Annotated in this window: 15 protein-coding genes; all 15 read left to right on the forward strand. The window is 74.3% G+C overall.

All coding sequences use genetic code 11. The features are described from left to right. Window positions 1–390 precede the first annotated feature (390 nt). The 15 genes from recN (at window position 391) to GA0070621_RS04580 (ending at window position 19,380) form a co-directional block, all read left to right on the forward strand. On the forward strand, window positions 391–2,148 hold the full coding sequence (gene recN, locus GA0070621_RS04510; protein WP_091201992.1) for a DNA repair protein RecN: 1,758 nt from the start codon (window positions 391–393) through the stop codon (window positions 2,146–2,148). Window positions 2,149–2,266: 118 nt separating this feature from the next. Next, window positions 2,267–3,445 carry a putative cytokinetic ring protein SteA gene (steA, locus tag GA0070621_RS04515; RefSeq protein WP_091201994.1) on the forward strand — a complete coding sequence of 393 codons (1,179 nt, stop codon included), beginning with the start codon at window positions 2,267–2,269 and terminating at the stop codon, window positions 3,443–3,445. Window positions 3,446–3,475: 30 nt separating this feature from the next. Then, on the forward strand, window positions 3,476–4,423 hold the full coding sequence (locus GA0070621_RS04520; protein ID WP_091191828.1) for a copper transporter: 948 nt from the start codon (window positions 3,476–3,478) through the stop codon (window positions 4,421–4,423). A 133-nt stretch (window positions 4,424–4,556) separates the two neighbouring features. Next, the gene (locus tag GA0070621_RS04525; protein ID WP_407940340.1) at window positions 4,557–5,354 is read left to right on the forward strand and encodes a hypothetical protein; all 798 of its coding nucleotides are present in this window, start codon (window positions 4,557–4,559) and stop codon (window positions 5,352–5,354) included. A 1-nt stretch (window position 5,355) separates the two neighbouring features. Continuing rightward, the gene (gene murJ, locus GA0070621_RS04530; protein WP_091191831.1) at window positions 5,356–7,041 is read left to right on the forward strand and encodes a murein biosynthesis integral membrane protein MurJ; all 1,686 of its coding nucleotides are present in this window, start codon (window positions 5,356–5,358) and stop codon (window positions 7,039–7,041) included. Continuing rightward, window positions 7,038–8,171: a glycosyltransferase family 4 protein gene (locus GA0070621_RS04535; RefSeq protein WP_091191833.1), complete on the forward strand. Its 1,134-nt coding sequence runs from the start codon at window positions 7,038–7,040 to the stop codon at window positions 8,169–8,171. Before murJ ends, GA0070621_RS04535 begins: the two co-directional genes overlap by 4 nt. Then, entirely contained in the window at window positions 8,171–10,420 is a 2,250-nt protein-coding gene (locus tag GA0070621_RS04540; RefSeq protein WP_167666583.1) for a hypothetical protein, read from the forward strand. Before GA0070621_RS04535 ends, GA0070621_RS04540 begins: the two co-directional genes overlap by 1 nt. A gap of 150 nt (window positions 10,421–10,570) precedes the next feature. Beyond that, window positions 10,571–12,325 (forward strand): CTP synthase, encoded by a 1,755-nt coding sequence (locus GA0070621_RS04545; RefSeq protein WP_091191834.1) that lies wholly within the window; start codon window positions 10,571–10,573, stop codon window positions 12,323–12,325. A 46-nt stretch (window positions 12,326–12,371) separates the two neighbouring features. After that, entirely contained in the window at window positions 12,372–12,977 is a 606-nt protein-coding gene (locus GA0070621_RS04550) for an NUDIX domain-containing protein (protein ID WP_091191836.1), read from the forward strand. A gap of 265 nt (window positions 12,978–13,242) precedes the next feature. Continuing rightward, window positions 13,243–14,358 (forward strand): alanine dehydrogenase, encoded by a 1,116-nt coding sequence (gene ald, locus GA0070621_RS04555; RefSeq protein WP_091191839.1) that lies wholly within the window; start codon window positions 13,243–13,245, stop codon window positions 14,356–14,358. Then, window positions 14,355–15,350, forward strand: coding sequence for a site-specific tyrosine recombinase XerD (locus GA0070621_RS04560; RefSeq protein WP_091201995.1), 996 nt, complete (start codon window positions 14,355–14,357; stop codon window positions 15,348–15,350). Before ald ends, GA0070621_RS04560 begins: the two co-directional genes overlap by 4 nt. Before the next feature lie 192 nt (window positions 15,351–15,542). Beyond that, window positions 15,543–16,466 (forward strand): ParA family protein, encoded by a 924-nt coding sequence (locus GA0070621_RS04565; RefSeq protein WP_091191840.1) that lies wholly within the window; start codon window positions 15,543–15,545, stop codon window positions 16,464–16,466. 41 nt (window positions 16,467–16,507) lie between these two features. After that, window positions 16,508–17,470, forward strand: coding sequence for a segregation and condensation protein A (locus GA0070621_RS04570; protein ID WP_167666584.1), 963 nt, complete (start codon window positions 16,508–16,510; stop codon window positions 17,468–17,470). A gap of 151 nt (window positions 17,471–17,621) precedes the next feature. Further along, a complete protein-coding gene (gene scpB, locus GA0070621_RS04575; RefSeq protein WP_091191843.1) occupies window positions 17,622–18,623 on the forward strand; it encodes an SMC-Scp complex subunit ScpB in 1,002 nt (333 codons plus the stop codon). Beyond that, entirely contained in the window at window positions 18,610–19,380 is a 771-nt protein-coding gene (locus tag GA0070621_RS04580; RefSeq protein WP_091191844.1) for a pseudouridine synthase, read from the forward strand. The genes scpB and GA0070621_RS04580 overlap by 14 nt, the downstream gene beginning before the upstream one ends. Window positions 19,381–19,556 lie beyond the last annotated feature (176 nt).

Below are 19,556 nucleotides of genomic sequence, written 5' to 3' on the forward strand. Positions count from 1 at the left end.
CGCGGCGGGCGGACCGGCGAGCCGAACCCGGCCGGGTGTCGACCCCGGCCAGGTCTTCGGGTCGGGGAGCCGCCGCCGGAGGAAGCGGCGGCTCACGAGCCGAGCGGCGAGGCGTGCGTCCGGCACCCCGGCCATCCACCTGCCGGGCGGAGCACCGATCCGCCCTCGCCGCCCGCCGTGGGCCGCACCGGGGTACGCCGTGCCCGGCTCGCCGTGGTCGGCCTCACCGTGCCCGCACCGCCCGGCGGTGCGGGCGCGACGGCGGTCACCGTGCCGGCGTCACCGCGCGGCGCGGACCGCGCGCTGGTGATCCTGGACGGGCTGGCCCGGTGGGGCCGGCGCCCGCGCCGGCTGGTCAACTGTCGGGGGCCGCGTCTAGTGTCGGGTGCTGTGCTGGAAGAGCTGCGCATCACCGGACTGGGCGTCATCGAGGACACCACGCTGCCGTTGACCGGCGGGATGAACGTCATCACCGGAGAGACCGGTGCGGGCAAGACCATGGTGGTCACCGGCCTCGGCCTGCTCTTCGGCGGCCGGGCCGACGCCGGCCGGGTGCGGGCCGAACCGGGCCGCGCCGTGGTGGAGGGGCGGCTGCGCCTGCACGGCCGGGTGGCCGGGACGGTGCACGCCCGGATCACCGACGCCGGCGGCGATCCCGACGAGGACGGTTCGCTGCTGTTGAGCCGGACGGTCACCGTGGAGGGTCGGTCCCGGGCGCATCTGGGCGGCCGGAGCATGCCGGTGTCGATGCTGGGCGAGGTCGGCGAGCAGGTGGTGGCCGTGCACGGGCAGTCCGACCAGCTCCGCCTGCTGCGCCCGGCCGAGCAGCGGGCCGCGCTGGACCGGTTCGCCGGCCCCGAGCACGAGAAGTTGCTCGACGCGCTGCGGGAGGCGTACACCCGGTGGCGGGCGGTGGTCGACGATCTGGCCGACCGGCGGCGCAACGCCCGCGAGCGTAATCAGGAGGCGGATCTGCTCCGCCTCGGCCTCGACGAGATCACCCGGGTCGACCCGCAGCCCGGCGAGGACGACGACCTCAAGGCGGAGGCGCAGCGTCTGGAGCACGCCGAGGGGCTGCGTACGGCGGCCCAGCTGGCCCACCAGTGCGTGGCCGGCGGGGTGGAGGCGGCCGACGACAGCCCCGACGCCACCGCACTGCTCGGCACCGCCCGGCGCACCCTGGAGGCCCAGGCCGGCACCGACCCGGCTCTCGGCGAGTTGGCCGGGCGGCTGGAGGAGGCGGCGACCCTGGTCGCCGACGTGTCCGCCGAGCTGTCGGCCTACCTCGCCGCGCTGGACGCCGACCCGGCCCGACTGCAGGCCGTCTACGAGCGGCGGGCCGCGTTGCGCGGGCTCACCCGCAAGTACGCCGACGACGTCGACGGGGTGATCGCCTGGGCCGAGCGGGCTCGCACCCGGCTGTCCGATCTGGACACCTCCGACGAGCTGCTCGACGAGCTGGACAAGGAGGCGTCCCGGCTGGCCGGTGAGGTGGCCGAGCTGGCCGGGCGGGTCTCCGCCTCCCGGCAGGAGGCGGCGGGCCGCTTCGCCGAGCAGGTCACCGTCGAGCTGGCCGGGCTGGCGATGCCGCACGCCCGGATCGAGGTGGCGGTGCTGCCGCGCCCGGTCGGGCGGGCCGAGCCGAGCCTGCCGGTCAACGGCGTCGAGGCCGGGGTCGGCCCGGACGGCGCCGACGAGGTGGAGCTGCGGCTGTTGGCCCACCCGGGCGCCCCCGCGCTGCCGTTGCAGCGGGGTGCCTCCGGCGGTGAGCTGTCCCGGGTGATGCTCGCCATCGAGGTCGTCTTCGCCGGGTCCGGCGGCCCGCCCACCCTGGTCTTCGACGAGGTCGACGCCGGCGTCGGCGGGCAGGCGGCGGTGGAGATCGGCCGCCGGTTGGCCCGGCTGGCCCGCAGCCACCAGGTCCTCGTGGTCACCCACCTGCCGCAGGTCGCCGCGTTCGCCGACCGCCACCTGGTGGTGGCGAAGGACACCGGGGGAGCGGTGACCACCAGCGGCGTGCGGGTGGTGGAGGACACGGAGCGGGCCCGGGAACTTGCCCGGATGCTCGCCGGTTTGCCGGATTCCGATCTGGGTATCGCGCATGCTGAGGAACTCCTGGCCGTGGCCGCCAAGGAAAGGCGCGCGTGATCCCGGGATTGTGACCGCAAGCACACCGGGGTGCGCTCCGGTGTGCTTCCCTGGGTAGGCGGCCCTGCTCAGGCATGTCGCGACAGCAAACCCTGCCTCACATGCCAGGATGGTCACGATGCGTCTACCCACGTTGCGCCGGACCCGGAACGCGGAACCGGGCTCAGTCCTCGGCACCGCCCGCCTCGACCGCCGGACGAAGCGGCTGGTCGGCCGGCTCCGGCCCGGGGACATCGCGATCATCGACCACGTCGACCTGGACCGGGTGGCGGCCGACTCACTGGTCGCGGTCGGGGTCGCCGCCGTGATCAATGCCAAGCCCTCGGTCTCCGGGCGCTACCCGAACCTCGGCCCCGAGGTGCTGATCTCCGCCGGCATTCCGCTCCTGGACGACCTCGGCGAGAGCGTCTTCGAACAGATCCGCGAGGGCGACGTCGTCCGGATCGAGGGCAACACGGTCTATGTCGGCGACGAGCCGGTCGCGCACGGCGCCCTGCAGGACGCCGAGACGGTGGCCAAGTCGATGGCCGACGCCCGGGAGGGGCTGTCGGTCCAGTTGGAGGCGTTCGCCGCCAACACCATGGACTACCTCAAGCAGGAACGTGACCTGCTGCTCGACGGCGTCGGCGTGCCGGAGACCCAGACCCAGCTCCAGGGCCGGCACTGCCTGATCGTGGTCCGGGGGTACGACTACAAGGCCGACCTGGACGTGCTGCGCCCCTACATCCGGGAGTTCAAGCCGGTGCTGATCGGCGTCGACGGCGGCGCGGACGCCCTGGTCGAGGCCGGCTACACCCCCGATCTGATCATCGGTGACATGGACTCGGTCACCGACGACGTGCTGCGCTGCGGCGCCGAGGTGGTCGTGCACGCCTACCCGGACGGCCGGGCACCGGGCCTGGCCCGGGTGGAGGGTCTCGGCGTGCCGGCGATCACCTTCCCGGCCGCGGCCACCAGCGAGGACCTGGCCATGCTGCTGGCCGACGAGAAGGGCGCCTCGCTGCTGGTGGCCGTCGGCACCCACGCCACCCTGGTGGAGTTCCTCGACAAGGGGCGGGGCGGCATGGCCTCGACCTTTTTGACCCGGTTGAAGGTGGGCGGCAAGCTGGTCGACGCCAAGGGCGTGAGCCGGCTCTACCGGCAGGGCATCTCCGGTTCCTCCCTGCTGCTGCTGGTCCTCTCGGCGGTCGCCGCGATGGCCTCCGCGGTGGCGGTCTCCACCGTCGGGAAGGCGTATTTGGGCGTGGTCTCCGAATGGTGGGACAATTTCGTGTTCCAGCTCGGCCAGCTCTTCTAGCTCCCCCGACCGATCAAGAGGCTTGCAAGCGTGATCAACTTCCGTTACCACGTGGTGTCCCTGACCGCGGTCTTCCTGGCGTTGGCGATCGGCCTGGTGGTCGGCACGGCCGCCCTCAACGGGCCGGTCGCCGACTCGCTCAAGGAGACCGTCAACGGGCTGCGCAAGGACAACCAGCAGATGCGCCAGACGGTCAACAGCCTCCAGAAGCAACTGGACATGGAGGAGGAGTTCGCCGCCGAGATGGCACAGGTCGTCCTCCCCGGAAAGCTGGCCGGCCGCCGGGTGCTGGTGGTCGACCTGCCCAGCGGCCGCGAGCACACCGAGGGCGTGGTGAAGATGCTCCAGCTCGGCGGGGCCAACGTCACCGGCCAGATCGACATCCAGGACAAGTTCATCAACCCGGACAACACCACCAACAACAACCTGCTGGAGTTGGCCGTCACCGCCCCCCGGCCGAACAGCGTCTCCACCACCAGCCTGCCGGGCAACGGGCACGGCGTGGAGACCTCCACCGCCCTGCTGGCCAGCGTCCTGCTGGACCGGCCGCAGGGCAGCCCGCCGGTCTCCGAGGCGGACCGCCGGGCGGTGCTGCAGGCGTACTCGAACGCCGGCTACCTCACCGCGCAGGACAAGGTCTCCGGGCCTGCCGAGGCAGTCGTGCTGGTCAGCGGGCAACCGTATGTCGACAAGGATTCGGCGAAGAAGGACGAGTCGGTGGTGAAGATCGCCGAGCAGTTCGACCGGGACGGCGCGATCGTGGTGGGCGGCATGGGCTCGGCCGGCGGTAACGTGGTCGCCGTGGTCCGGGGCGACCCGGTGCTGTCCCAGAGCATCTCGACCGTCGACAACGCCAACACCCGGCAGGGCCAGGTGGTCACCGCGCTCGCACTGGTGCAGCAACTGACCGAGAAGAAGGCCGGCCAGTACGGTGTCGGTGACAACGCCGCGTCGTTGGTGCCTAAACTGCCGCAGTGAGCGGGCTGAGCGAGCAACCACCCGGTCCGCACCGCACTGCGCTGGGAATCCGGATCGGAGGGGTCGCGTGAGACTGGGTCGGCTGCTGGCCGTCGGCGCGGGGGCGGTCGCCGCCCGCTACGTGCTGCGTGAGATGCGTACCTCCCCGGCTGCACCAGGGCTGGAGCGCACCAACTTCCGGGGTCGTACGGTCACCCTGGCCGCCGGTCCGGCCCTGGCCGTCGGGGCCGCCACCGCGGGCGCGCTCGGTGCGGGCAGCGCCCCCGCCGGTGCCGCCGCACTGCTCGCCGGCGTGGGCGCCGGCACGGTCGGGCTGTACGACGACGTCGTCGGCGCGCGTCCCGAGCAGAAGACCGCCAAGGGGTTCGCCGGGCACCTCGCCGCGCTGCGCGAGGGGCGGGTCACCGCCGGGCTGGTCAAGATCGTCGGGGTCGGCGCGGCCGGCCTCGGCGCCGCCGCGCTGCTCGCCGCCGACCGCCGGGTCGCCGCCCACCCCCGCCGGCAGCGGGCCGGTGCCCTCGGCCGTGGGCTCGACGTGCTGCTCGGCGCCGGCGTGGTGGCCGGCACCGCCAACCTGGTCAACCTGCTCGACCTGCGCCCGGGCCGGGCGCTGAAGGCGGGCATGCTGCTCGGCGCGCCGCTCTCCGCCGGCCCGGCCGGGGGGATCGCCGCGGGCGCGGTCGGCGCCGCCGCCGGGCTGGTCCGGGAGGACCTCGACGAGCGGGTGATGCTCGGCGACAGCGGCGCCAACGCCCTCGGCGCGCTGCTCGGGGTGAGCCTGGCCGCGCGGACCGGCCCGCTCGGCCGGGCAGGCGTGCTCGCCGTACTCGCCGCGCTCACCGCCGCCAGCGAGAAGGTCAGCTTCACCCAGGTCATCCAGCGGACCCCGGGGCTGCGGGAACTCGACGCGCTGGGCCGACTCGCGGACTGACGTGACTAAACCGGCACCCTTCGCCGGCGCCGGCCGGGTGGCCGGAGCGGCCGCCCTCATCGCCGTACTCACCGTGGTCAGCCGGCTCGCCGGCGTCGGCCGTACCGCCGTCTTCACCTGGACGCTCGCCCAGACCGACCTCGGTGGCGCGTACGTGGTGGCGAACAACCTGCCGAACTTCATCTTCGAGATCGTCGCCGGTGGGGCGCTGGCCAGTCTCGTCGTACCGCTGCTCGCGGCGGAGGCCGACCGGGGCGACCGGCGGGCGGTGGCCGCCACCACCGGGGCCCTGCTCACCTGGGTGCTCGCCCTGCTGGTCCCCCTCGCCGTGCTGGTCGCGCTGCTCGCCGACCCGCTGGTCGCGTTGCAGGGGACCGGCCTCAGCGAGGCCCAGCAGCAGACCGGGGCGCGGATGCTGCGACTGTTCGCCCCCCAGCTGCCGCTGTACGGCGTCGGCATCGTGCTCACCGGGGTGCTCCAGGCGCACCGGCGGTTCGCCTGGCCGGTGATCGCCCCGCTGCTGTCCAGCATCACCGTCATCGGGGTCTACCTCGGCTTCACCGCAACCGAGGGACGGCTGGCCACCGTCGCCCGGGTCAGCCCGGCCGGTGAGTTGCTGCTCGCCGGCGGCACCACGCTCGGCGTGGTGGTGCTGTCGCTGTCCCTGCTCATCCCGTTGCGTCGGCTCCGGCTGCCGCTGCGGCCGGGCTTCCGGTTTCCCGCCGGCGCCCGGGCGCGGGTCGGCGGGCTGGCCGTCGCCGGGGTGGTGACCGTCGCCGCGCAGCAGGTCGCCCTGATGGTCGTGCTCAACCAGGTCTCCTACGGGTCGACGGCCAACCCGGGCGTCTACAACATCGCGCAGACCATCTACTTCCTGCCCTGGGCGGTGCTGGCCGTGCCGCTCGCCGTGGCCGCGTACCCGACCCTGGCGACGGCCCGGGCGGCCGGCGACGAGCGGACCTACCGGGACACGCTGGCCCCGGCGGTGCGTGGCGTGGTGCTGTTCAGCCTGCTCGGCGCCGCCGCGCTGGTCGGCACCGCTGTCCCGGTCGGGCATTTCTTCTTCGAGCCGGACGTCGCCGGCCCGGCCGCGGCCGCCATCGCCGGCTTCGCCCCCGGTCTGCTCGGCTACGGCCTCTTCGCCGTGCTCACCCGAGCCCTGTACGCCCGCGGCGAGACCCGATCGGCGACCGTCGCCACGGCCGTGGGCTGGCTGACCGTGCCGGCGCTGGCGGTCCTGCTCGGGCACCTGCTGCCGCTGGCCGACCGGGTGCTGGCGGTGGCCCTGGCCACCTCCGGGGGCATGCTGGTCCTCGGCGGCCTGCTGATCACCGCCGTGCTCCGTTCCGCCGGTCGGGCCGCCCTGGCCGGCGTCGGCCGGGCCGGGGCCGCCGGCCTGCTCGCCGCCGCGGTCGCCGGGCTCGGCGGGGTGGGCGCCGCCCGCTGGCTCGCCGGCCTCGGGACCCCGACGACAGCGCAGGCGCTCGTGCAGGGCATGCTGTCCGGAGCCGTGGTCGGCGCCCTGTTCCTCGCCGTCGCCTGGCTGACCGACGCGCGCGACGTCCGGCCGCTGCTCGCCGCCGTGGCCCGCCGGCTCGGGCGGCGACGACCGCCGGCCACCACCGGCAAGCCGGAGGACCAGCGCCCCGCCGGTCGGGGCGACGGGAAGGAGACCGTTACCTCATGACGGACGCCTCGTCGGCACCGCGGTGGCCCGGCTCGGTGGCCCTGGTGCTCGCCTCCAGCACCGGCGGGGTGGGGCAGCACGTCCGCTCGGTGGCCAAAGGGCTGACCGCCGCCGGAGTGTCCGTGCTGGTCTGCGGTCCGGCCGCCACCCAGGACCAGTTCGACTTCACCGGGGTGGGTGCCCGGTTCGCGCCGGTGGAGATCCCGGCCAGCCCCACCCCGGCCGACGCGCGCGCCGTCGCCGCGCTGCGTCGGGCGCTCACCGCCACCGGGGTCGACGTCGTGCACGCGCACGGCCTGCGGGCCGGTCTGGTCGCCGTCCTCGCCCGGTCGGCCGCGCCGCTGGTCGTCACCTGGCACAACGCGGTTCTCGCCGGCGGGCTGCGCGGAGGGCTGTCCCGGCTCGTCGAGCGGGTCGTCGCCCGCGGCGTCCGGGTGGCGCTGGGCGCCTCCGCCGACCTGGTGGAGCGGGCCGCCGCGCTGGGCGCGGCCGATGCCCGCCTCGCCCCGGTCGCCGCGCCGACGCTGCCCGCGCCGCGCCGCCGCCGGGCCGCCGTCCGCGCCGAGTTCGGGGTCGGTCCCGACCGGCCGCTGATCCTCTCCGTGGGTCGGCTGCACCCGCAGAAGCGGTACGACATCCTGGTCGACGCGGCCGCCCGGTGGCGTACCCGGTCGCCGGCGCCGCTGATGCTGATCGCCGGCAGCGGACCCGCGTACCTCCAGCTCGCCGCGCGGATCTCGGCCGCCCGGGCGCCGGTGACCCTGCTCGGGCACCGGACCGACGTGGCCGACCTGCTGGCCGGTGCCGACCTGGCCGTGGTGACCAGCGACTGGGAGGCCCGCCAACTCTTCGCCCAGGAGGCGCTGCACGCCGGCGTACCGCTGGTGGCGACCGCGGTGGGGGGCCTGCCGGAGCTGGTCGGGGACGCCGCGGTGCTGATCCCCGCCGGTGACGTCGACGCGGTCGACGCGGCGGTCCGCGGCCTGCTGGACGACGATGTTCGCCGGGCTGACCTGGCCCGCCGGGGCACCGCCCGGGCCGCGACCTGGCCGACCGAGGCGGACACGGTGGCCGCCCTGGCCGCGCTCTACGCCGAACTGGTGCCCGAGCCGTCGACGGGGAACCGGTGATGCTGCGCAGACTCACCCCGGTTCTGTTGACCCTGGTCGTGGTGGCCCTGGGCATCACCGCGCTGGCCGCCCGCCCCGACAAGGGCGACCCCGAACGCGACGCCGACTTCGTGGTGCTGGCCGGGGTGGCCGGGCTGCGCTGGGACGACGTGGATCCGGAGACCACCCCGACGCTGTGGCGGATGGCCGAGGAGGGCTCCATCGGCTCCCTCTCGGCGCGCTCCGCGCACCGGCCCACCTGCCCGGTCGACGGCTGGCTCACTCTCGGCGCCGGCAACTTCGCCGCGTGGAACGGCAGCCGCACGGCCGGTGGCTGCCCGGCCACCGGGGTGACCGTCGAGCAGCCGGACCGGATCGGCGCCAACCTGCCCGACCAGGAGAGCGTCGTCGCGTACAACCAGGATCAGCTCACCTGGGGCGCCACGCCCGGGTCCCTGGCGGAGTCGGTGCGCTGCTCGGTGGCGGTCGGGCCGGGCGCCGCGCTGGCCGCCGCCCGCCCGTTCGGCCGCGTCGACCGGTACGCGCCGGTCCTCCCCGCCGATCCGGCCGAACTGCTCGGCTCCTGCGTGCTGAGCATCGTCGACCTGGGCACCGTCGACGGCGCGGACCGGGCGATCCGTACCGCCCAGGCCCGGCAGGCCGACGCGCAGCTCGCCCGGGTGCTCGCTGCCCGGCCGCCCCGCTCGCTGGTCCTGCTCGCCGGCGTCTCCGACACCGACACGCCGTCCCGGCTGCACGTGGCCGTCGCCAACGGCCCTGGTTGGGAACAGGGCTGGCTGACCTCGTCGAGCACCGACCGCCGGGGCTACCTGCAACTGGTCGACCTGGCCCCCACCGCCCTCGCCGCGCTGGGCCGGCCGATGCCGGAGCGGCTCTTCGTCGGCCGTGCCGCGGTACCGGTCGGCGGACGCCCGGCCGACCTGCGTGCCGCGATCGACGTGCCGGCCGACGCGGACCGCGAGGCCGGCGCGCGGCACTCGGTCGCCGGCTGGTTCTTCACCGTGCTCGCCACCGCCCAGGTGGCCCTCGCCGTGGCGGTCCTGCCGCTGCTGCGCCGGGCCCGCCGGCACGCCGGACCGCACGGGCCCGAACCGGTCACCCGGCGGGTGGTGGCGGCCGTGGAGCTGCTGCTGATCGCCGCCGCGCTCGCCGTACCGGCCGCCCTGCTCGCCGATGCCGCGCCGTGGTGGCGTGGCCAGCACGCCGCGTGGTGGTTCGCGGTGGTGACCGCCGCGCTGATCGTCGGGGGCACGGCCGCCGTCCGCCTCAGCCCCGGACACGACCGCACCCTCGGCCCGCTCGGAGCGGTGGCCGGGCTGGCCACCCTGGTGGTCGGCGTCGACGTGCTCACCGGCTCCCGGTTGCAGCTCAACGGCGTGGTCGGCTACTCCGCCCTGGAGGGCGGCCGGTACGCCGGCCTCGGCACCGTCGGCCTGGGGGTGCTCATCGCCGGCTCGCTGCTCTGCGGCGGCTGGCTGGCCCAACGGACCCCCCGGACCTGGCGTCCCATGGTCATGGTGGGGGTCGGCAGCGCCGCCGTGGTGGTCGTCGGCAGCCCCTACCTCGGGGCGGACTCGACCGGCGCGATCGCGCTCACCGCGGGGGTGAGCGTGGCCGCCGCGATCTGCACCGGCGGCTGGCTGACCACGAGCCGGCTGGCCTGGGCCACCATGGCCGGGCTGGCGCTCACCATCGGCTTCGCCATGGTCGACCTGCGTCGGCCCGAGGCCGAGCGGGGCGCGGTGGGCCGATTCCTCGCCGCGCTCGGCGACGGCACCGGCGGGCTCGCCGTGCACCGGTCGAGCACCGCCAACATCGAGACCCTGGTCAACAGCCCGCTCACCGTGTTGGCCGTGGCCGGCGCCGCGCTCGTCTGGTTCGCCCTGCTCCGGCCCTGGGGCGGCCTGATGCGGCTGTTCGGCATCTACCCGGCGATCCGGGCCGCGATGGCCGGTACCGGGGTGGCCGCCGGGATCGGCGGGGTGCTGGGCGGCGCGGCGCTGGACGTGGCCGGGGCGGCGGGCGCCCTGGTGGTGCCGATGGCGGCGCTCGCCGCGCTGCGGGTGCTCGACCATGCCACCGACCGCACCCAGCCCGGCGCCGAGGCCGGCACCGGCACGGCCGGTGGACCGGGCGGCCGCCCGGACGCCCGGAGCGAGGCGGAGGCCGCCGAGTGCGGGGCGGCCGACGGGCCGGCGCGGGTACCCGCCCAGGGCGCGCCGACGTCGACCGCGGCGCCCACCGCCTGAGGCGGACCCGGTTTCACGTGCGCCGACGGTGGGTGCGACGCCGGCCCGGGACAGGGAAGGTGTTACCGTGGAATCCCGTGGATCGCGTGATCACTCTGCTGATCGGCACGGCGGTTCGCACGACCGCGACGGACGACACGGGAGCAGGCCTTGGCCCCATCAGCACGGACGACCAGGCACATTTTCGTCACCGGGGGCGTCGCCTCCTCGCTGGGTAAGGGCCTCACCGCCTCCAGCCTCGGCAACCTGCTGACCGCGCGCGGGCTGCGCGTGGTGATGCAGAAGCTCGACCCGTACCTCAACGTCGACCCGGGGACGATGAACCCGTTCCAGCACGGCGAGGTCTTCGTCACCGAGGACGGCGCCGAGACCGACCTCGACGTCGGCCACTACGAGCGGTTCCTGGACCGGGACCTGTCCGGCAAGGCGAACGTCACCACCGGGCAGATCTACTCGGCGGTGATCGCCAAGGAGCGGCGCGGCGAGTACCTGGGCGACACCGTCCAGGTCATCCCGCACATCACCAACGAGATCAAGTCGCGGATCCTCGGCATGGGCGAACCGGACGCCGAGGGCCAGGTCCCCGACGTGGTCATCACCGAGGTCGGCGGCACGGTCGGCGACATCGAGTCGCTGCCGTTCCTGGAGGCGATCCGCCAGGTCCGTCACGACCTGGGCCGGGACAACTGCTTCTACCTGCACGTCTCGCTGGTGCCGTACCTGGCGCCGTCGGGCGAGCTGAAGACCAAGCCGACCCAGCACTCGGTGGCCCAGTTGCGCAGCATCGGCATCCAGCCGGACGCCCTGGTGCTGCGCTGCGACCGGGACATCCCGGACAAGGTCAAGGAGAAGCTCTCCCTCTACTGCGACGTGGACCGGGAGGCGGTCACCGCCGCCCCGGACGCGCCGAGCATCTACGACATCCCGAAGGTGCTGCACCGCGAGGGCCTCGACGCGTACGTGGTGCGCCGGCTGGGCGTGTCCTTCCGGGACGTGGACTGGTCCCGCTGGGACGACCTGCTGGACCGGGTGCACCAGCCCCGCCACACGGTGACCGTGGCGCTGGTCGGCAAGTACGTCGACCTGCCCGACGCGTACCTGTCGGTGAGCGAGGCGATCCGGGCCGCCGGCTTCGGCCACCGGGCCCGGGTGCAGCTGCGCTGGGTGCCCAGCGACGACTGCGTCACCCCGGCCGGCGCGGCGGCGGCCCTGTCCGGCGTGGACGGCATCGTCATCCCGGGCGGTTTCGGCGTACGCGGCATCGAGGGCAAGATCGGCACTGCCCGGTACGCCCGGGAGAACGGCATCCCGCTGCTCGGCCTCTGCCTCGGCCTGCAGTGCATGACCATCGAGGCGGCCCGCCACCTGGCCGGCCTCGACGGCGCGAACTCGCTGGAGTTCGACGAGGAGGCCAAGCACCCGGTGATCGCCACGATGGCCGACCAGGAGGACATCGTCGCCGGCAAGGGCGACCTGGGCGGCACCATGCGGCTCGGGGCGTACCCGGCGAAGCTGGCGGAGGGCTCGCTGGTCGCCGAGGCGTACGGCAGCACCGAGGTCAGCGAGCGGCACCGGCACCGGTACGAGGTGAACAACGCCTACCGCGACCAGCTCACCAAGGCCGGTCTGCACATCTCGGGCACCTCGCCGGACGGCCGGCTGGTCGAGTTCGTCGAGCTGGACCGGAAGCTGCACCCGTTCTTCGTGGCCACCCAGGCGCACCCGGAGCTGAAGAGCCGGCCGACCCGCCCGCACCCGCTGTTCGCCGCGTTCGTCAAGGCCGCGGTCGCGTACTCCCAGGCCGACCAGCTCCCGGTCGACCTGGCGACCGCCCCGCCGGAGGCCGCGGCGGCCAAGGCGAGCCGTAACGGCGCCGCCGCCGCGGCGAAGGCGACCGCGTCGTGAGCGAGCGGAGCGAGCGAGCCGGCGGGTTCAGTAGCGTGGCGGCGGCGTGAGCGCGGTCGAGCACCGGTACGAGGTGACCGGCCACCGGGAGATCTGGTCCGGCCGGATCTTCTCGGTGGTCAGCGACGACGTCACCATGCCCGGCGGCGGCACGGCCGCACGGGACTACGTCCGGCACGTGGGCGCGGTGGCCGTGGTGGCGCTGGACGACGCGGGGCAGGTGGTGCTGATCCGGCAGTACCGGCACCCGGTCGGCCGGCACCTGTGGGAGCTGCCGGCCGGGCTGATGGACGTCAGCGGCGAGGACTTGGCCGCCGCCGCGGCCCGGGAACTGGCCGAGGAGGCGGACCTGACCGCCGGTACCATCGACGTCCTGGTCGACCTGCACACCTCGCCGGGCTTCTCCGACGAGGTGGTCCGGGTCTTCCTGGCCCGCGACCTGGCCGACGTGCCCGCCGAGCAGCGGCACGACCGGCGCGACGAGGAGGCTGACCTCCAGGTCGTCCGGGTCGACCTGGACGAGGCGGTCGGGATGGTCCTGGCGGGGGAGATCACCAACGCCGCCTGCGTGGCCGGGCTGCTCGCCGCCGGCCGGGCCCGGGAGACCGGCTTCACCGCGCTGCGCCGGCCGGAGGCGCCGCTGCCCCGCTGAGCGCGGCCACGGGGACGTGACCGGGCCGCGCGGGGTGAGCCGCGCGGCCCGGTGCCCGTACCGCCGCGGCTGTCTCCGCCACCGGCCGATCCATGCCTGACACATCGTCAGGACGACCGGGTACCGGATGTCACTGTGTTGGCCTCCGGGGAGTTCCCGCGCGCCTAGACTGCCGCCGGCGGGACCGGTGGACCGTGTCGGCAAAGGGGCCGCTGCGGCGCCGCGCAGTCGGGGACGAGCAGCCCCGGAGGAAGGTGACTGCATCGTGAAGGTCGGAATCCCTCGCGAGGTCAAGAACCACGAGTACCGGGTGGCGATCACGCCCGCGGGCATCAACGAGTTCACCCGCCACGGCCACGAGGTCTTCGTCGAGTCCGGTGCGGGTGTCGGCTCCAGCATCGCCGACGACGAGTTCGCCGCCGCCGGCGCGAAGATCCTGGCCAGCGCGGACGAGGTCTGGGACGCCGCCGAGCTGGTGCTCAAGGTCAAGGAGCCGGTCGCCGAGGAGTACCACCGGATGCGTGCGGGGCAGGTGCTCTTCACCTACCTGCACCTGGCCGCCTCCCGCGAGTGCACCGACGCGCTGCTCGACCGCGAGGTCACCGGCATCGCGTACGAGACCGTCGAACTGCCGGACCGGTCGCTGCCGCTGCTCGCCCCGATGTCCGAGGTGGCCGGCCGGCTCGCGCCGCAGGTGGGCGCCTTCTACATGATGCGTACCGGGGGTGGGCGCGGCGTGCTGCCGGGCGGCGTCTCCGGCGTCTACGCGGCCAAGACGGTGGTCATCGGCGCCGGTGTCTCCGGCATGAACGCCGCCGCGATCGCGCTCGGCATGCAGTCCGAGGTGCTGCTGCTGGACAAGAACGTCGCCCGGCTGCGTCAGGCCGACGCCATCTACCGCGGCCACCTGCAGACCGTCGCCTCCAACGCGTACGAGATCGAGCGGGCCGTGGTCGACGCGGACCTGGTCATCGGCGCGGTGCTGGTGCCCGGCGCGAAGGCGCCGAAGCTCATCTCCAACGAGCTGGTGTCCCGGATGAAGCCGGGCAGCGTGCTCGTCGACATCGCCATCGACCAGGGTGGCTGCTTCGAGGACTCGCGCCCCACCACGCACGCCGACCCGGTCTACAAGGTGCACGAGTCGATCTTCTACTGCGTGGCGAACATGCCCGGGGCGGTGCCGAACACCAGCACCCACGCGCTGACCAACGTCACCCTGCCGTACGCGCTGGAGCTGGCCAACCAGGGCTGGCGTCAGGCGCTGCGCAACGACCCGGCCCTGGCGCTGGGCCTGAACACCCACGCCGGCAGGGTCGTCTACGGCCCGGTCGCCGAGGCGCACGAGATGGACGTGCTGCCGCTGGCCGAGGTGCTGGCCTGACCCGCGATACCCCGACCACGGAACGGGCCGGTGCGGAACCCGCGCCGGCCCTGTGCCGTGCCGTCCGGGGCTACCTGGACCACCTCACCGTCGAGCGTGGGCTCTCCGTGAACACCCTCGCCTCGTACCGTCGCGACCTCGACCGCTACCTGGTCACCCTGGCCGCGGCCGGGGTGACCGACCTGGCCGCGGTCGGGGCCGCCGAGGTCGAGGGACATCTGGCCCGGCTGCGCGCCGGCGACGCCGACCACCCGCCCCTCGCCGTGTCATCGGCGGCCCGTGCCGCCAGCGCCGTCCGCGGCCTGCACCGCTTCGCGCTGCGCGAGGGGCTGGCTGGCGTCGACCCCAGCCGCGACGTCCGCCCGCCCACCCCGGCGCGCAGGCTGCCCCGGGCGCTGCCGGTCGACGACGTCATCCGGCTGCTGGAGGCCGCCGGCCCGGGCACCGCCACCGGCGACGCGGCGCCCCGCACGCTGCGCGACCGGGCGCTGCTGGAGTTCCTGTACGGCACCGGCGCGCGCATCTCCGAGACGGTCGGCGCGGTCGTGGACGACCTGGACGTGGACGAGGGGACCGTGCTGCTGCGCGGCAAGGGCGGCCGGACCCGCCTCGTGCCGGTCGGCGGGTACGCGGTCGAGGCGCTGCGCGCCTGGCTGGTGCGGGGCCGTCCGGCACTGCTCGCCGCCGGCCGGGGCACCCCGGCGGTCTTCGTCAACGCGCGGGGCGCCCCGCTGACCCGGCAGGGCGCCTGGACCGTCCTGCGCGGCGCCGCCGAGCGGGCCGGCCTGCCGGTGGCCGGACCCGACGCGGTCTCCCCGCACACCCTGCGCCACTCGTACGCCACCCACCTGCTCGACGGCGGCGCCGACGTCCGGGTGGTGCAGGAACTGCTCGGCCACGCCTCGGTGACCACCACCCAGGTGTACACGTTGGTCACCGTGGAGCGGCTGCGCGAGGTGTACGCCACCGCCCACCCACGGGCCCGCGGCTGACCTCTTCGGACCCCTGGCGACGGCAGGCCGGGCCGACACGCCGACCCGGTACCGAACGCGCTGCTGGCGCGTGGCGTACAGTCGGCATCGGCGTGGACCTCATGGACGACGAACCGGGGGTACGCAGCGGCGCCGCGAGGGACGTCGGACGGCTCCGACGCCGGGTGGTCGTCGGGAGGGGGCAACGAAGACATGGCTGGCAACGCGGACCGTGCCGAGACCTGGACGTCGGAGCTCCGTGAGCAGCAGGCGTCGCTCGGCGCCGACCTCGGCCCGGCCGACCCGGCCGCGTACACGATGCGCAAGCCGATCCCGGAGCCGATGCCGACCGACCGGCACGGCCCGGCGCGGATCATCGCGATGGCCAACCAGAAGGGTGGCGTCGGCAAGACCACCACCACCATCAACCTGGGCGCGGCGCTCGCCGAGTACGGCCGGCGGGTGCTGCTGGTCGACTTCGACCCGCAGGGCGCGCTCTCCGTCGGTCTCGGCGTCAACCCGCACAATCTCGATCTGTCGGTCTACAACCTGCTCATGCAGGACGACGTCACCGCCGAGGACGTCCTGATCAAGACCGACGTCGCCGGGCTGCACCTGCTCCCGGCCAACATCGACCTCTCCGCCGCCGAGATCCAGCTGGTCAACGAGGTCGCCCGGGAGATGGCCCTGGCCCGCGTGCTCAAGACGGTCCGCAAGGAGTACGACTTCATCCTGATCGACTGCCAGCCCTCGCTGGGCCTGCTGGCGATCAACGCGCTGACCGTGGCGCACGGCGTGCTCATCCCGCTGGAGTGCGAGTTCTTCAGTCTGCGCGGGGTCGCGCTGCTGCTGGACACCATCGACAAGGTGCGCGAGCGGCTCAACTTCGACCTGGAACTCGAAGGCATCCTCGCCACCATGTACGACAGCCGCACCACCCACTGCCGTCAGGTGCTCCAGCGGGTGGTGGAGGCGTTCGGCGACAAGGTCTACCAGACCGTGATCACCAAGACCGTGAAGTTCCCCGAGTCGACCGTCGCCGGCGCCCCGATCACCACCCTCGACCCGGCCTCCTCCGGTGCCCGCAACTACCGTCAGCTGGCCCGTGAGGTGATCGCCGCGCAGGCCGAACGGTAGGTCGAACGCGGGATGTCCGGGCCGTGGACTACGGTTTTCCGGTGACCGCACCGCCCCTCGACCCGTCTGCCGCCCCGCGCCGCGCCGCCGACCCGGCGACCGCCGCCGAGCCGGCCGCGGAGGTCGACGGCGTCGTCCCGGCCGACCCGGCCGAGGAATCCGGCAGGTTCACCGTCCGGCTGGACAACTTCACCGGCCCGTTCGACCTGCTGCTCCAGCTCATCAGCAAGCACAAGCTCGACGTCACCGAGGTGGCCCTGCACAGGGTCACCGACGAGTTCATCGCGTACCTGCGGGCCATGGGCGACCAGTGGGACCTGGACGAGACCAGCGAGTTCCTGCTGGTCGCCGCCACCCTGCTCGACCTGAAGGCGGCCCGGCTGCTGCCCGCCGCCGAGGTGGAGGACGAGGAGGATCTCGCCCTGCTGGAGGCCCGGGACCTGCTCTTCGCCCGGCTGTTGCAGTACAAGGCGTACAAGGAGGCGGCGGCGCATCTGGCCGAGCTGGAGGCGGTCGGCGGTCGGCGCTACCCCCGCGCGGTCACCCTGGAACCCCGGTACGCCGAGGCCCTGCCCGACCTGGTGCTCGGCATCGGCCCGGAGCGGCTGCTCAAGCTGGCGCTGAAGGCGATGACCCCGAAGCCGGCGCCCGAGGTGTCCATCGCGCACGTGCACATGGTCCGGGTCAGCGTCCGGGAGCATGCGGAGATCATCTCCGCCCGGCTGCGTCGCGCCGGCACGGCCACCTTCTCGCTGCTCTGCGCCGACTGCGAGATCACCCTGGAGGTGGTGGCCCGTTTCCTCGCCCTGCTGGAGCTGTACCGGCAGGGGCTGGTCGCCTTCGTGCAGGAGCAGGCCCTGGAGGAGCTGACCGTCCGGTGGACCGGTCCCACCGACGGCGACACCGAGCTGACCATCGACGAGTACGCCGGCTCCCCCGAGCCGGCCGCCCCGCCGGCGTCCGACGGCGGCGACACGGCAACCGCACGGGAGGGAACCGCATGAGCGAGCGTGAGCGAGCGAATCGTCAACGGAGTGCGGTGGTGCCTCATGGCGGCACTGCTCACAGTCCGACCCCCGGCCGACGCCGCGGCAACGGTGCCGCGGCGTTCGACGCGGCCGGGGCTTGGACCGTTCGGCGCAGCGGAGTGCCGGCATGAGCGACGAGGAGCGCAGGGACTCGCTGGCCGACCAGGCCGCCGCCTGGGTCCCCCCGTGGCAGCGCTCCGCACCCCCGAAGCCCATCCCCGAGCCCGCCGCCGAGGCTGAGTCTGAGTCCGCCACGGAGGCCGAGCCCGCCGCGGAGGGCCAGCCGACGCCCGAGCCTGCCCCTGCGGACTCGCCTGACGCCGTACCTCAGCCCGCTGCAGATCTTGAAAGCGAAGAGCCCCCCGACGCGCCCACCCCTTCCAAGATCTCCACGGTCACCGGGACGGAGCCCCCGTCCGCTCCGGATCTTGGTACGGAGACGCCCCCGGAGGGGCCGAACGGCACCAAGATCCCCGAGGAGAGCGGCACCGGCGAGTCGGCTGGGGAGAGCGACGACGTCGGCGTACCCGCGAAGCGGGGGCGGCGGCGGGTGACGGCTGCGGCGGAGCCGGCACCCGAGTTGGGCGACGCGGAGCTGCGGGGGGCGCTGGAGGCGATCCTGCTGGTGGTGGACCAGCCGGTCAGCGAGCTGACCCTGGCCCAGGTGCTGGAGCAGTCCCCGGAGCGGATCGGCCCGATGCTTGACGACATCGCGGCCGGCTACACCGCCGCCGGGCACGGCTTCGAGCTGCGCCGGGCCGCCGGAGGCTGGCGGCTCTACACCCGCCCGGAATACGCCACCTACGTGGAGCGGTTCGTGCTGGACGGGCAGTCCGTACGGCTCACCCAGGCGGCGCTGGAGACCCTGGCCGTGGTCGCCTACAAGCAGCCGGTCACCCGGTCGCGGATCTCCGCCATCCGGGGTGTCAACTGCGACGGGGTGCTCCGTACCCTGGTCTCCCGCGGCTTGGTCGAGGAGTGCGGCGCCGAACCGGACAGCGGGGCGTTCCTCTACCGAACCACCACGATGTTCCTGGAGAAGCTGGGGTTGAACTCGGTGGACGACCTGCCGCCGCTGGCCCCCTTCCTGCCCGACGACGTAGAAGAGCTTGCCGATGCGACGCGATGACCGTGCCCCGAAGCCCGACGCCCCCGTGTACGACAGCACCGAGCGCCTCCAGAAGCTGCTCGCCGCCGCCGGGGTGGGCTCGCGGCGTGCCTGCGAGGATCTGATCTTCCGGCGGCGGGTCACCGTCAACGGCCGGGTCGCCCAGCTCGGCGACAAGGCCGACCCGACCCGCGACGTGATCCACGTCGACGGCGAGCGGCTGCAGGCCGACACCCGCCTGGTCTACCTGGCCATGAACAAGCCCCGAGGGGTCGTCTCCACGATGGCGGACGAGAAGGGCCGTGCCGCGCTGTCGGACTTCCTCGGCAACCGGGTGGAGCAGCGGGTCTACCACGTCGGGCGGCTCGACGCGGACAGCGAGGGCCTGCTGCTGCTCACCAACGACGGCACCCTCGCCCACCGGCTCATGCACCCGTCGTACGGGGTGCAGAAGACCTATCTCTGCGAGGTGGCCGGGCCGATCCCGCGCAACCTCGGCAAGCGGCTGGCCGCCGGGGTCGAGCTGGAGGACGGGCCGGTGAAGGTCGACTCGTTCCGGGTGGTGGACAGCCTGGGCAAGACCGCCCAGGTGGAGCTGACCCTGCACGAAGGGCGCAAGCACATCGTCCGGCGGCTGTTGGCCGAGGTCGGCCACCCGGTGAGCCGGCTGGTGCGTACCTCGATCGGACCGATCCGCCTTGGCGACCTGCGCGCCGGGCGGACCCGGCGGCTCACCAACGCCGAGGTCGCCGCCCTGTTCAAGGCGGTGGGTGACTGACCGGTCGTTGCGGGTACGCGCCCCGGTAGGCTTCCTCGCGGCCGGCGACGGCTCCGGGTCGTGGCGCGGCGTCAGCCGCGCCGAGTCGGAGTTGTCGGGGCATCCCCGCGGGTGTCGCGGGTCGCGTCCGGTGACGTCGCCGCGCGGCCCGCCACGGGCGCGGGCATCATTGACGA

Source organism: Micromonospora narathiwatensis, from assembly GCF_900089605.1.
In the GTDB taxonomy this organism is placed as follows: Bacteria; Actinomycetota; Actinomycetes; order Mycobacteriales; family Micromonosporaceae; genus Micromonospora; species Micromonospora narathiwatensis.